Annotated in this window: 11 protein-coding genes; 9 read left to right on the top strand and 2 right to left on the bottom strand. The window is 69.5% G+C overall.

Going from position 1 to position 13878, the window contains the following annotated elements; all coding sequences use genetic code 11:
• Positions 1-53 precede the first annotated feature (53 nt).
• The 8 genes from ACFZA2_RS02890 (at position 54) to ACFZA2_RS02855 (ending at position 10437) form a co-directional block, all read left to right on the top strand.
• Positions 54-1187: a 5-(carboxyamino)imidazole ribonucleotide synthase gene (locus tag ACFZA2_RS02890; RefSeq protein ID WP_391400348.1), complete on the top strand. Its 1134-nt coding sequence runs from the start codon at positions 54-56 to the stop codon at positions 1185-1187.
• Between the two features lie 119 nt (positions 1188-1306).
• Positions 1307-1774, top strand: a complete 468-nt coding sequence (gene purE, locus ACFZA2_RS02885) for a 5-(carboxyamino)imidazole ribonucleotide mutase (RefSeq protein WP_391401504.1) — start codon at positions 1307-1309, stop codon at positions 1772-1774.
• A complete protein-coding gene (locus tag ACFZA2_RS02880) occupies positions 1771-3237 on the top strand; it encodes an LCP family protein (protein WP_391400345.1) in 1467 nt (488 codons plus the stop codon). The genes purE and ACFZA2_RS02880 overlap by 4 nt, the downstream gene beginning before the upstream one ends.
• Positions 3234-4337, top strand: coding sequence for a glycosyltransferase (locus ACFZA2_RS02875; protein WP_391400342.1), 1104 nt, complete (start codon positions 3234-3236; stop codon positions 4335-4337). Before ACFZA2_RS02880 ends, ACFZA2_RS02875 begins: the two co-directional genes overlap by 4 nt.
• 60 nt (positions 4338-4397) lie before the next feature.
• Positions 4398-5348 (top strand): glycosyltransferase family 2 protein, encoded by a 951-nt coding sequence (locus tag ACFZA2_RS02870; protein ID WP_391400340.1) that lies wholly within the window; start codon positions 4398-4400, stop codon positions 5346-5348.
• 61 nt (positions 5349-5409) lie between these two features.
• Positions 5410-5937, top strand: coding sequence for a hypothetical protein (locus ACFZA2_RS02865; RefSeq protein WP_391400337.1), 528 nt, complete (start codon positions 5410-5412; stop codon positions 5935-5937).
• Positions 5934-8294, top strand: coding sequence for an FG-GAP repeat domain-containing protein (locus tag ACFZA2_RS02860; protein WP_391400334.1), 2361 nt, complete (start codon positions 5934-5936; stop codon positions 8292-8294). The genes ACFZA2_RS02865 and ACFZA2_RS02860 overlap by 4 nt, the downstream gene beginning before the upstream one ends.
• Before the next feature lie 94 nt (positions 8295-8388).
• On the top strand, positions 8389-10437 hold the full coding sequence (locus tag ACFZA2_RS02855) for a hypothetical protein (protein ID WP_391400331.1): 2049 nt from the start codon (positions 8389-8391) through the stop codon (positions 10435-10437).
• A 42-nt stretch (positions 10438-10479) separates the two neighbouring features.
• Here the strand turns inward: ACFZA2_RS02855 and ACFZA2_RS02850 are convergent, their stop codons facing one another.
• The gene (locus tag ACFZA2_RS02850) at positions 10480-11892 is read right to left on the bottom strand and encodes a sugar nucleotide-binding protein (RefSeq protein ID WP_391400328.1); all 1413 of its coding nucleotides are present in this window, start codon (positions 11890-11892) and stop codon (positions 10480-10482) included.
• A 4-nt stretch (positions 11893-11896) separates the two neighbouring features.
• Positions 11897-12895 (bottom strand): dTDP-glucose 4,6-dehydratase, encoded by a 999-nt coding sequence (gene rfbB / locus ACFZA2_RS02845; RefSeq protein WP_391400325.1) that lies wholly within the window; start codon positions 12893-12895, stop codon positions 11897-11899.
• An 80-nt stretch (positions 12896-12975) separates the two neighbouring features.
• Here rfbB and rfbA point away from each other — a divergent pair, with 80 nt between their 5' ends.
• A complete protein-coding gene (gene rfbA, locus ACFZA2_RS02840; RefSeq protein ID WP_391400322.1) occupies positions 12976-13860 on the top strand; it encodes a glucose-1-phosphate thymidylyltransferase RfbA in 885 nt (294 codons plus the stop codon).
• Positions 13861-13878: the final 18 nt, after the last annotated feature.

The raw sequence follows: 13878 nt of genomic DNA, 5'->3' as shown, positions 1-13878 counted from the left end.
GCTCGCGCGCGCGCGGACGTCCCGACAGAATGGATGCCGACGGAAGGAGCGGCATGGCGCTGCGAGTCGGAGTGGTCGGTGGCGGACAGCTGGCGCGGATGATGATCGCACCGGCGGTCGAGCTGGGCGTAGAGATCCGCGTGCTCGCCGAGGAGGAGGGCATGTCGGCGGCCCTCGCCGCAACCGCCGTCGGCGATTACCGCGACGCCGAGACCGTGCTCGCGTTCGCGCGCGACGTCGACGTCATCACCTTCGACCACGAGCACGTCCCGCAGGACGTCCTCGCCGCCCTCGTCGACGCGGGTGTTGCCGTGCACCCCGGCCCCGCGCCCCTCGGGGTCGCGCAGGACAAGCTCGTCATGCGCGCCCGCATGGCCGAGCTCGGCCTGCCGCAGCCCGATTGGGCCGCCGTCGCCGACTCCACGGCGCTCCAGGACTTCCTCGACGCCCACGGCGGTCGCGCGGTCGTCAAGACCCCCCGCGGCGGATACGACGGCAAGGGCGTCCGGGTCGTGTCGGCCGCGACCGAGGCCGACGACTGGTTCGCCGCCCTCGCGGAAGACGGCAACGGGGGGTCGCTGCTCGTCGAGGAGCTCGTCGACTTCACGCGCGAGCTCGCCCAGCAGGTCGCCCGCCGCCCCTCCGGCGACGTCCGCGCCTACCCGGTCGTCGAGACCGTCCAGCGCGACGGGGTGTGCGCCGAGGTGGTCGCCCCCGCCCCGCGCGCCGACCAGCGCGTGCAGCGCGCGGCCGCCGAGATCGGTGTCGCGGTCGCGGAGGGCCTGGGGGTGACCGGCATGCTCGCCGTCGAGCTCTTCGAGACCACCGACGAGCGCATCCTCATCAACGAACTCGCCATGCGTCCGCACAACAGCGGGCACTGGACGCAGGACGGCGCGGTCACGAGCCAATTCGAGCAGCACGTGCGCGCGGTCCTCGACCTGCCCCTCGGATCGACGGATGCCGTCGCCCCCTGGACCGTGATGATCAACGTGCTGGGCGGTCCGGCGGAGGGAACGCTCGAGGAGCGCTTCCCCACCGCCATGGCCGCTCACCCGTCCGCCAAGATCCACACCTACGGCAAGGCGCCGCGTCCGGGCCGCAAGGTCGGGCACGTCAACGTCGTCGGCGAGGACCTCGACGACGTCGTGTACGAGGGGCGCGCGGCCGCGGCCTTCTTCGACTGAATCGGCGACCGACCGGTGCTCCTGAGCGCGCCGTTCCGCGATCTTCCAGCGAGCCCCCCTAGCCTGGTGCGGTGACCCGGCCGCTGCATTCTTCCGAGACGCCCGTGGTCGGCGTCGTCATGGGCTCCGACTCCGACTGGCGGGTGATGGATGCCGCCTCCGCGGTGCTGACGGAGTTCGGCATCCCGCACGAGGTCGAGGTCGTCTCCGCCCACCGCACCCCCGACAAGCTCGTGCGCTACGGACGCGAGGCGCGCGGCCGGGGGCTCCGCGCCATCATCGCCGGGGCCGGGGGAGCGGCGCACCTGCCGGGCATGCTGGCATCCGTGACCGCCCTCCCCGTGATCGGCGTCCCGGTGCAGCTGGCGACCCTCGACGGACTGGACTCGCTGCTCAGCATCGTGCAGATGCCGGCCGGCATCCCCGTCGCAACCGTGTCGATCAACGGCGCGAAGAACGCCGGACTGCTGGCCGCCCGCATCCTCGGCAGTGCCGACGCAGAGCTCGCGGAGCGCGTGGAGGCCTACGCCCGAGACCTCGAGGCCCAGGTCGACGAGAAGAACCGGCGTCTGAAGGACTCGCTGTGACCCTCGCAGCGCCCGCCCGCCCGCGCGCACACGCGCCGATGATCGAGGCGCGGCCGCTGCGCAACCCCGACGCGTCGTCGGTCGAGGTCATGACCCGCCGCGGCTGGTGGCTCGTCGTGCTGAACCTGCTCATCCCCGGGTCGGCGCAGGTGCTGGCCGGCAACCGGCGCCTCGGTCGGTTCGGGCTCGGGGCCACCCTCGCGCTGTGGACGCTGCTCGTGCTGGCGGGCCTGGGGGCGATCCTGTGGCCGACCGGCCTCTTCACCCTCGCCACCGGCTCGTTCTTCCCCGACTTCCTGTCGTGGTTCCGGCCGCTGCCGCTGACCCTCGTGCAGGTCGTGATCGCCGCCTACGTCGTGCTGTGGGTCGTGCTCACCATCGACACCCTGCGCCTGATCCGGCTGGTCAAGGTCGGTCCGATCTCCCGCGTCGCCCTCGCGATCGTGTCCGTCGGGATGCTGGTGCTCACCGGTTCGGGAGCCGCCTGGGCGGCCCAGGTCGCGGGAAGCACCCGTGACGCGTTCTCGACGCTGTTCGCGCAGTCGGCGCCCGTCGTCCCGCCGTCCGACGGCTACTACAACATCCTCCTTCTCGGCGCCGACTCCGGCGAAGGTCGTGATTCGATGCGTTTCGACAGCATCTCGGTGGTCTCCATCAACGCCGCCACCGGCGCGACGACGATCACCGGCATCCCGCGCGACATGCCGCACTTCCCCTTCGCCCCGGGGCCGATGCAGGACAAATACCCGGACGGACACACCGGATACGCCAATGCGACGTGCGGCTGGGGCAGCGGCATCAACCAGCTCAAGACCGAGGTCGAGATCTGCCAGGACGGCAACGCCCTCTACCCCGAGGCAAAGGCGCACGACTCCGAGCCCGGGATCGAGGCGACGAAGGATGCCGCCGAGGGCATCATGGGCATTCAGATCCCCTACTACGTGCTCATCGACATGAAGGGCTTCGCCGACGTCATCGACGCTCTCGGCGGGGTCGACATCAACGTCCAGGAGCGCCTGCCCAAGGGCGGACCCGCCTACGACGGCCAGCCGGTGGAGGACTGGGCCTTCGGATGGATCGAGCCCGGTCAGCAGCACATGGACGGCGACACCGCCCAGTGGTACGCCCGCTCGCGCTACACCACGAGCGACTTCGACCGCATGCGTCGCCAGCGCGAGTTGCAGGAGGCGATCCTCGCGCAGTTCACGCCCCAGAACGTGCTCGCGCATTTCCAGCAGGTGGCCACCTCGACCACGAACATCCTCCAGACCGATCTGCCGCAGAGCCTCATCGCCCCGACGCTGGTCGATCTCGCCCTCAAGGCGAAGGACCAGACGGTGAACACCCTCGAGCTCACTCCCGCCGGCGGCGTCGACGAGTTCGACCCCGACTACGCGCAGGTGCAGCAGATGGTGAAGGACGCCCTGCACCCGCCGACCGAAACGGAGAGCCCCGCGCCGTGACCGTCACCCTCCGCGTCGTCCTCGACCAGCTCGTCGCGCCGACCTCCCGCGACCTCGCCGAGGCCTCGGCATCCCTCGCCGAAGCCCTCATCGCGACGGCCCCGCGGGGCTGCGACGTCGCGGCGATCGTTCCCGCCCCCGGTCTCGCCGACGATCAGACGATCGAAGGGCTGAGCTCCGAGACGCGGCTGGCGGTGCGTCGTCGCGAACTCGCGGCGTCGTGGCAGCTCGGGGTGGCCCCGGGAATCGGCAAGGGGCTCATTCACTCCCCGACGGCGTTGGCCCCGCTCGTCCGACACGACCGGGTCAACGAGACGCACCAGATCGTCGTGACGCTGTGGGACCTGCGGGCGTTCGAGACCCCCGACGAGCTGCCGAGGACCGAGAGCCTTGCCGCGCGGGCCCTGCTCTCGCGCGTGGCGAAGCACGCGGACGCGGTGATCGTGCCGACCCACGCGATGGCCGACCGGCTGGCCGAGACGGCCAAGGCGAAGCTCGTGAAGAAGCTTCGCGTGATCGGCGGTGCTCCCGCCGCGGGACTCCGCGTGCCCTCGGATGCCGTGGGGCGCCTGCGCGCCCTCGATCTGCCGTCGACGTTCGTCGCCACGACGGGAGGCGTCGCGGCCTCGGACGACCTCGCCCACGCCTTCGAAGCGGTCGTCTCGGCGGGCTGGGACGGCGACGTGGTCGTGCTCGACGTGCCGGAAGGGGAGGAGCCCGGCGTGGCCGGCATCGCGGCGGCGGCCGGCGTGGCGGAGACGCGCGTGCACGCGCGCGGTTCGCTCGACCGGTGGGATCGCGCCGCCGTGCTCTCGCACGCCGCCGCGTTCATCGCCCCGTGCGCCCGCACCGACTGGCCCTGGCGGGCGGTCGATGCGCTCGCGCTCACCGTTCCCGTCGTGGCCGTCGACACCGTCGCGCACCGCGAAGTGCTCGACGACGCGGCGGCCTATGCGGCTCCGGGGGCACTCGGTGAGGCCCTCGCCCGCGCCCTGGGCGACGAGGCGGAGCGTCTGCGCGTGCTCGCCGGTGACCGCGCGAAGGGGTTCGCCTGGGCAGCCGCGGCCGAGCGCGTCTGGGCCCTGCACGCGGAGCTGTGATCGAGCGACCTCCCGCGAGGCTCCCGCGACCGCGGACGAGGCGACCCTAGGCTTCGGCGTATGCCTGCTCGCGTCGGGATCGTCGTCCGCACCCGCCACCGTCCCGGATTCCTCCGCGGTGCGCTCGCCGACATCGCCGCGCAGACCTTCGCCGACCGGCGAGTCGTGGTCGTGAACGACGGCGGCGTCGCCGCCGAGGTCGACCGCGTGGTCGCGGAATCCGGCCTCTCGGACGCCGAGATCATGCACATCGCCGACGGCGACGGCGGTCGCTGCGTCGCCGCGAACACGGGCGTGCGCGCACTCGACACCGACCACGTCGTGCTGCACGACGACGACGACCGGTGGCATCCCGAATTCCTCTCCCGCACCGTCGCGTGGCTCGACGCGCACCCCGACGACGCCGCCGTCGCGGTACCGACCGAGATCGTCTACGAGGAGCAGCGCGACGGCGCCTGGGTCGAGGTCGGTCGAGCGCCGTTCTGGGCGGGGATGCAGCGGGTCTCGCTCACCGAGATGATGAGCATCAACCGCATGGTGCCCATCGCGGTGCTGTACCGCCGTGCCGTGCACGCCGAGGTGGGCTGGTACGACGAGACGCTCGACGCCGTCGAGGACTGGGACCTCTACCTGCGCATCCTGCGCGTGCACGGAATCGGCTTCCTCCCGGGCGAGCCCCTCGCCTTCTGGACGCAGCGACCGGATGCCGTCGGCCTCGACGCCAACAGCATGTTCGGTCTGGCCGCGGAGCACGCGCGCGACGACGCGCTCGTCCGTGACCGCGCGCTGGGGGAGTGGGTGCGCCGTGAGGGCGCCGGGCTCCCTCTCTTCGTCGCCGCGTCGCAGGCCGAGCTGACGGCTCACGTCGACCGGTCGATCGACCGGGCCGTCGAGCGGATCGTCGAGCGGCTGCGCGCCGACATCCGCGATGACGTCCGGCGCGAGATCGACGCGCATCAGCCGGTGATGTCGCGGCTGCGGCGGGTGCGGCGAACCCTTCGGCGCGGGTAACGACCCGGCGTCGCGCGGCGTGGCAGCGGGAACCCACGTTCAGCCCCCGCATAATGATCGCGTGAGCCACACCACAGCCGCTGCCCGCTCGTCCCGCTCGCGTCGCCTGCGGACGACCCTCCCGGTGCTCATGGTCGCCGGCCTCGTCGGGCTGTCGGCGTGCGCGACCCCGGTCGGAGGGGTGAGCCCCTCCCCGACGGCGACGGCGGCATCCGCAAGCCCCTCGGCGTCGCCGACGAGCACCCCCACGGGAACGCCCTCGCCGTCGCCCTCCGCCTCCGCCACACCGGGGACCGTCTACAACGGCGAGATCCTGATCGTGACCTCCGAGGTGCGCGACAGCAACCTCGAAGTGAGCGCGATGGTGCCGGGCATCTCGGAGTCCGGTGGGACGTGCACCCTCACCGTGGATTCCACCGGCGCCACGGCGTCGGTCGAAGCGAACGAAGGCAAGGACGTCACCTACTGCGGATTGATGTCGATCGCGGTCGGCGCTGACGCGCCGGAGGACCTCGCCTTCCACGTGTCCTACACGTCGCGGGCGCTTCAGGCGCAGTCGTCGATCACGACGATCGAGCCGACCCCGTGACCCGCCCGGTGGCTCGTCGTCTTGCGGCCATCCTGGCGGCATGGGCGTGCGCCATGGCCCTCCTCGTGGCGCTTCCGGCGACCGTCGCTCCCACCTCATCGGCGGCAGCCGCGGACGCCGCTGACTGGAACCCGGGCAACATCATCGACGATGCCGTCTTCTACGACGGCGACGCGATGACGGCCGGAGAGATCCAGACCTTCCTGAACGGCAAGGTCCGAACCTGCCAGTCGGGGTACACCTGTCTCAAGGACTACCGCCAGAACACCGACAACCGTCCCGCGGACAAGTACTGCAACGGCTACGCGGGGGCGCCGAACGAGAGCGCCGCGACGATCATCGACAAGGTGGCGCGGTCCTGCGGCATCAGCCAGAAATCGCTCTTGGTGCTCCTGCAGAAGGAGCAGGGACTGATCACCTCCACGGCCCCCTCCGAGTGGAACTACCTCGCGGCGACCGGTCAAGGCTGCCCCGACACCGCCCCCTGCGACGCGTCGACCCAGGGGTTCTTCTACCAGGTCTATTACGGCGCCCGGCAGTTCGAGGTCTACCGCCTGAATCCCACCTGGTGGGGCTATCAGTCCGGTCGGTGGAACAACATCCTCTACAACCCCAACGGCGGATGCGGAACCCAGCGCGTCTTCATCGAGAACCAGGCCACGGCCGGGCTCTACATCTACACCCCCTACGTGCCGAACCAGGCCGCGCTGAACAATCTCTACGGCACCGGCGACGGATGCTCGGCATACGGCAACCGGAACTTTTGGCGCACGTTCGTCGACTGGTTCGGCTCGACCCGGTACACGCCGAAGCTGCCGCAGTACGGGGTGGACCCGTCCGTGGTGGCGGTCGATGCGTCGGGGAGCGTGTTGTCGTACCCCTTCAAGAACAGCGCGTGGGGGGCTCGCGTGCGCACCGCCGGGGGAGTCGCCAGCACGGATCGGGTTCTCGCCATGGGCGATTTCGACGGCGATGGTCGTCGCGACATGATCGTCATCGACAAGGCGAAGAAGGTGTGGTTGCGCCCGCTCGCGGAGCAGGGCAACGATCTGGCACCCAAGCGCATCGACGTGAACTGGTCGGACGCGCCGTTCATCAGCGCGGCGGGCGATGCCGACGGCGACGGGATCCCGGACGTCTATACGACGACGAAGGACGGGCGGTTGCTGTTCTGGAAGGGCACCGGCTACGGAACCTTCGCAGCGGCACGTCAAGTCGGAAGCGGCTGGATCGGTTACACCGCCTTCGTCAGCGGGTCCGACATCACCGGCGACGGCGTGCCCGACCTCCTCGCGCGCGACGACTCCGGCGCACTATGGAGTTACCGCGGTGACGGCAAGGGCGGGTTCCGCGACGGCCGGGATTATCTCGGCGGCGGATGGGACGTCATGAAGACGATCCTGATGCCCGGCGACTTCACGGGAGACGGTCCCGGCGACATTCTCGCAGCGGACAAGTCGGGCGTGCTGTGGGCCTACGCCGGGAGCAACAACGGCAGCTTCAACCGTGTGAGTACTCCCGTCGGCAGCGGGTGGTCGGTCATGAGCGTCATCACGAGTGAGGGACCCCGGCCGGGGTGGCGCAAGTCCTTCCCCGGCGGCGCCGGTGACCTCACCGGCGACGGCGCGGGCGACGTGGTCGCCGTGTCGAACAAGGGTGTGATGAGCGTCTACCCCGGGAACGGATCCGGCGGTTGGCTGGGCCCCATCCAGGTCGACGCCAAGTGGGGAACGTCGAAGATCGTGCCCCTGGGTGACTTCACGGGCGACGGCCGTGCGGACCTCGGACGCATCACGAGCGACGGCACTTTCCAGCTGTTGCGCGGCAGAGGCGACGGGACTTTCGACAAGCCCACGACGATCGGCAGTGGATGGAGCGGATTCGGCCTCGTGACCGGTGGCATCGATTTCGACGGAGACCGTCGTGTGGACGTCGTCGCCCGTGACGCTTCGGGAGGGTTGAAGCTCTACCGCGGCGACGGGATGGGCGGATGGCTGACCGGCCAGGGTCAGCCCATCGGCATCGGCTGGAACGTCATCGACTCGCTCTCCGCGGCCGGCGACGTCGACGGAGACGGTGTCAACGACTTCATTGCACGCCGCACAGACGGGACGCTGTGGATGTACGGCACCGACGGGCGGGGAAATTGGGGATCGATCCGACAGATCGGCACCGGTTGGAACGTCTTCGGAGCCGTCTTCAGCCCGGGTAACTTCGACGGCTCCGGCGGGCCGGACGTCCTCGGCCGTGCGTCGAACGGCAACTTGTTCCTCTACCGCGGGGACGGCGGGGGCGGATGGCAGGGCGATCGGGTGCTCGCGGGAATCGGGTGGGGAGTGATGTCGCAGATCCGCTGAGTTGCCGCTCGTCGAGCGGGCCGGTGCCGTTCGCGGGATGCCGCCGCATCGACGACACTGGAGAGTCGGCCTTTTCGAAAGTGAGACCAGCTCCGTGACGAACCCCCTCGCTTCTGACGCGCGGCGCGCCTTCCGCGATCGGTATCGCGAATGGACGACGCCGCGATCGGACGGGCTGCCGAACTCCGCGGTCGTGGGCGTGCCTCTCGGCATCCTCGGATTCGTGCTGGTGGCCCTCGTCGCGCTGGGGTTGACGGGATCCTCGACGGGGGTCGTCCACGACCTCATCAGCCAGGGCGAGGACCCCGCCTTGATCGCGGGCGAGCCCGAGCCGATCCGCAGTGATGAATGGTTCGTTCAGACGTCGTGGGTGATCTCGCAGGTGGAGCAAGATCTGCCGGCCCGTAATGAGACGTTCCCCGGCGGAATGGATGCGACCGTTCAGAACGACCTCCCCACCACCGACTGGTCGACGCTGCTCAGGCCGCACCTGTGGGGTTTCTTCTTCCTGCCGCTGGATCAAGCGATGGCCCTGAAGTGGTGGCTACCGGGATTCGCCGTCATCGCCGCAGGTTATCTCCTCTCGGTCGTGCTGATGCCACGCCGGCCTCTGACGGCGGCAGCGCTGTCCGTCGGCTTCTTCTTCGCGCCGTTCTTCCAGTGGTGGTACCTGTCCACGACCCTCTATCCCGCCGCGTGGGCTTTCCTGGTGATGGCGACGGCGCTGTGGTGCCTGCGGTCGCGGCGACGACGCGGCGCCTGGATCCTCGCCGCCGTGACCGCCTGGACGACGGCGGCCATGGCGGTCGGCGTGTACGCGCCTTTCATCGTCCCCGTGGTCCTCGTGGCCGCGGCTTTCACGGTCGGTGCCGTCCTGACACCGGGAGACGATCTGCTTCCCTTCCGCCGTCGGTTGCGTCGTCCGGTGCCTCTTCTCGTCGCGGGCGGGGCGGCGGCCGTCGTCATGGTGGTCTGGCTGATGACGAGGTTGTCGACGATCGAGGGGTTCACGTCGACGGTCTACCCGGGCGAACGCCTGCAGAAGGTGGGCGAGGGCGGGTGGTCCGAACTCGCACAGCTGTTCGCCGGGTTCCTGTCCTTCGACCTCGGCCGCACCGCGGGCAAGCCCTTCGCGATGAACATGCCCGAGGCGTCGACGTTCTTCCTCCCCGGCCTGTTCCTCGTCGTCGTGGTGGTCTGGCTGCTCGTGGAGCGCTGGAGAGCCGAGCGCCGTGCAGACCCCGTGTCGATCGCGCTCCTCGTGGCGGGGGCCGTCATGCTCGCCTTCCTGTTCGTGCCGGGGTGGGATGCGATCGCGCACCTGCTGCTCCTGGATCGCACCACCTCCGCGCGCATGCGCATCGGCTTCGGCGTCCTCAGTTTCGTCCTGGTGCTCGTGGTCGGCGCCGCCCTCGACCGCCGACGGAGCCGAGGGGCCGGTCGAGGGCCCTGGTGGGTGTCTCTCGGTGCGCTGGCCGTGGCCGCGGCATCCATGGCGATGGTCCTCTGGCGCGTGCATCGGACCGGCGGGCTGACGGCCTATCTGGAGGGCAGCAGCGGCGCGGACGCGGTCCTCGGGGTGGTTCTGGGCCTGCTCTTCCTCTTCTCGGTCGTGGCTTTCGCGCGCGGAGGGGTCACCGCCGGTGCGATCGCTTTGCTGCTGGTGTCGATAGCGTCGGGACTGGGCGTGAACCCGCTCTACCGGGGCGTGCTCGACTTGCGGGAGACCGCGACCGTGCAGACGGTTCAGCAGCGGGATGAACAGGACCCGGGAACCTGGGTGGGCATCACCTCGAGCTCGCTGCCCACGATGATGCTCGTCGAGTCGGGGGTCACCGCGCTCAACGGCTTCCAGGGTGCGCCGTCCGAGGAGATGTGGGGTCAGATCGATCCCACCGGGGCCGCGGAAGAGGAGTGGAACCGCCTGGGAATGGTGTCGTGGGTGCTCGGCACCGGCGACCCTGCGCCGCGCAATCCCTACCCGGACCAGGTGCAGATGACGTTCGACGCCTGTGCACCCTTCGCCCAGGAGCACGTCACCTGGGTGCTGAGCGAGGCCCCGATCGACTCGGCGTGCGTCACCCTGTCGGACACCGTCCAGGAGGGCCCGACCACGATGCGCATCTACGAAGTGCGGAAATGAAGAGGGGACCGCGTCCGCGGTCCCCTCTTCATTCCTGGAGCGTCATCCCTGAAGGTAGGCGCGCAATCTCTCTTCCATATCGCCGGTGACGACGGGGCCCGCTTCATCGACGAGCAGCACGCTGTTGCGGGGGCGAGGCGCGACGGGCGTCGGGGACGCCGCGAAGTACTCGTCGGTGCCGACCCCGGAGACGCGCTCGGGGTCGTGTCCGGTGATCGCGAACACTTCGCGTGCGATGTCGTACCAGGTGCGCGCAGTCCCGACCCCCGTGACGTTGTAGACGCCGAAGGGAGCTGCAGCATCGAGGAGACCTTGGATCGTGGAGGCGATGTCGGTGGTGAACGTCAGGCGTCCGACCTGATCGTTCACCACGCGCGGGTCGATTCCCCGCTCGGCGAGTGACGCCATCGTCCGGACGAAGTTCGCGCCGTCGCCGATGACCCAGCTCGTGCGCAGGATGTAATGGCGCGGCACGGTGGCCACGATGGCATCGCCCGCGGCCTTCGTCTGCCCGTAGACCCCCAGGGGACTGACGACGTCGTCCGTGCCGTACGCGCCGTCCTTCGTCCCGTCGAAGACGTAGTCGCTCGAGACGTGGACCAGAGTGATCCCGTTCGCCGCCGCGATACGCGCCAGCGCCGCCACCGCGGTGACATTGGCCGCCCAGGCCTCGACGCGTCCGTCCGGTGTCTCGGCAGCGTCGACCTTCGTGTACGCCGCGGCGTTGATGATCGCGCCGTAGTCGCGCCAGCGGCGTGCGGCACCGAGGTCGGGGGAGGTGAGGTCGAGGTCGGCACGCGTGGCGTACTCGATCCACGGGTGATCGCCGAAGTGCTCCCGCAGAGCGCGGCCGAGCTGGCCGTTGGCGCCCGTCACGAGGGTCTTCTTGGGCGGCATGGGCACCACCTCGGCCAGACGCGGATGATTCTGGTCCTTGACGCTGATCTCGACTTCATCGAGGGGGATGGGCCACGCGATCGCGACCGTCTCGTCAGCGAGGTTGAGGAAGGTGTACGTCGCATCGGGAGACCAGTGGTCGTTCACGAGGTACGTGTAGGCGGTGTCGGGTTCGAGCGTCTGGTACGAGTTGCCGACGCCTCGCGGCACGAAGATCGCGACCGAGGGGTCGAGTTCGGCGGTGAAGACCGCTCCGAAGGAGGCGCCCTCGCGCAGGTCGACCCAGGCGCCGAAGATCCGACCCGTGGCGACGGAGACGTACTTGTCCCACGGTTCCGCGTGGATGCCGCGGGTGGTGCCCACGGCGTCGTTGAACGAGATGTTGTTCTGGACGGGCCCGAAGTCGGGCAGGTCGACGGCCGACGCCGTCATCTTCTCGCGCTGCCAGTTCTCCTTGAACCAGCCGCGCGAGTCGCCGTGCACGGGCAGGTCGAGCAGGATCAGGCCGGGGATGGTCGTCTCCCGGGCCGAGAGCGCCTTTCCGAAGTCGATCGACACCGCGTCACTGGCCCTTGCTGGCGTAGAACGCCTCGACGCCGTCCTTGGTGGGAGCCCACCAGGCCTCGTTCTCGCGGTACCAGTCGATCGTCGCGGCGAGGCCGGACTCGAAGTCGCCGTAGGTCGGGGTCCACCCGAGTTCGGTGCGCAGCTTCGTCGAGTCGATGGCGTACCGCAGGTCGTGACCGGGACGGTCGGTGACGAGGTCGTAGGCGTCCGTGGGGTTCCCGGTGATCTGCAGGATCAGTTCGACGACGCTCTTGTTGTCCTTCTCCCCGTCGGCGCCGATCAGGTACGTCTCGCCGATCTCGCCCTTGTCGAGGATCGTCAGGACAGCGGAGGAGTGGTCGTCGGCGTGAATCCAATCGCGCACGTTCTCACCGGTGCCGTAGAGCTTCGGGCGAACTCCGCGCAGGACGTTGGTGATCTGGCGGGGGATGAACTTCTCGACGTGCTGGTACGGCCCGTAGTTGTTCGAGCAGTTGCTGATCGTGGCGCGGACCCCGAACGAGCGGACCCAGGCTCGCACGAGGAGGTCGGACCCGGCTTTGGTCGAGGAGTAGGGCGAGGAGGGGTTGTAGGGCGTGCTCTCGGTGAAGCGGGCCGGGTCCTCGAGTTCGAGGTCGCCGTAGACCTCGTCGGTGGAGATGTGGTGGAAGCGCACGTCGTGACGGCGGGCCGCCTCGAGCAGCGTGTATGTCCCGATGATGTTGGTGTCGAGGAACGGGCGGGGGTCGTGCAGGGAGTTGTCGTTGTGCGATTCCGCGGCGTAGTGCACCACGGCGTCGGCCTCGGCGACGAGGGGGTCGACCACGGCGGCATCCGCGATGTCGCCCACGACCAGACGCACGCGGTCCTCGGGGAGCCCCGCCAGGGAGGCCTCGTTACCGGCGTAGGTGAGCTTGTCCAGCACGGTCACCGTGTGGTCGGTGTGCGCGACGACGTGGTGCACGAAGTTGGAACCGATGAAACCGGCGCCACCGGTCACGAGAAGACGACTCATGCTCACCAGAGTAGAGGGTGCTCAGCTCGGCCGAGGGGTGGCGGATTGGCGCGCACCTCGCCATGGGGGAGACTGAATCCATGCGCGGAATCATTCTGGCGGGCGGCACGGGCTCGCGACTTCATCCCATCACGCTGGGCATCTCGAAGCAGCTCGTCCCGGTCTACGACAAGCCGATGATCTACTACCCGCTCTCCACGCTGATCCTCGCCGGCATCCGCGACATCCTCATCATCACGACGCCCCAGGACTCCGAGCAGTTCCAGCGCCTGCTGGGCGACGGTTCGCGCTTCGGTATCTCGCTCACCTATAAGGTGCAGCCGTCTCCCGACGGCCTCGCCCAGGCGTTCCTCCTCGGAGAGGAGCACATCGGGTCCGAGTCGGTGGCCCTGGTCCTCGGGGACAACATCTTCTACGGGCAGGGCATGGGCACCCGCCTGCGCCAGTACACGGATCTCGACGGCGGTGTCGTGTTCGGATACCGGGTCGCGGACCCGACGGCCTACGGGGTCGTCGAGTTCGATTCCGCGGGCCGCGTGGTCTCGCTCGAAGAGAAGCCCGCTGTCCCCAAGAGCGACTACGCCGTGCCGGGGCTGTACTTCTACGACAACGACGTGATCGAGATCGCTCGCAATCTCACCCCCTCGCCGCGCGGCGAGCTCGAGATCACCGACGTCAACCGCACCTATCTCGAGCAGGGACGTCTGCGCGTCGAGCTGCTCCCGCGCGGCACGGCGTGGCTCGATACCGGGACGTTCGATTCGCTCAGCGAGGCCACCGAGTTCATCCGGACCGTCGAGAAGCGTCAGGGCCTGTCGATCGGTTGCCCCGAGGAGGTCGCCTGGCGCATGGGCTTCCTCTCCGACGACGAACTGCGCGAGCGCGCCGAACCGCTGGTCAAGAGCGGCTACGGTGCATACCTCCTCAAGGCCCTTGCACAGGGAAGCGACCGCGGTCCGATCTAAGCTCTCGGGTGGTCTGAG

This window comes from Microbacterium sp. NPDC007973, from assembly GCF_042958465.1.
Classification (GTDB): Bacteria; Actinomycetota; Actinomycetes; order Actinomycetales; family Microbacteriaceae; genus Microbacterium; species Microbacterium galbum.
Note: the sequence above shows the minus strand (reverse complement) of the source record. Positions and strands in the feature narration are given on the sequence as shown.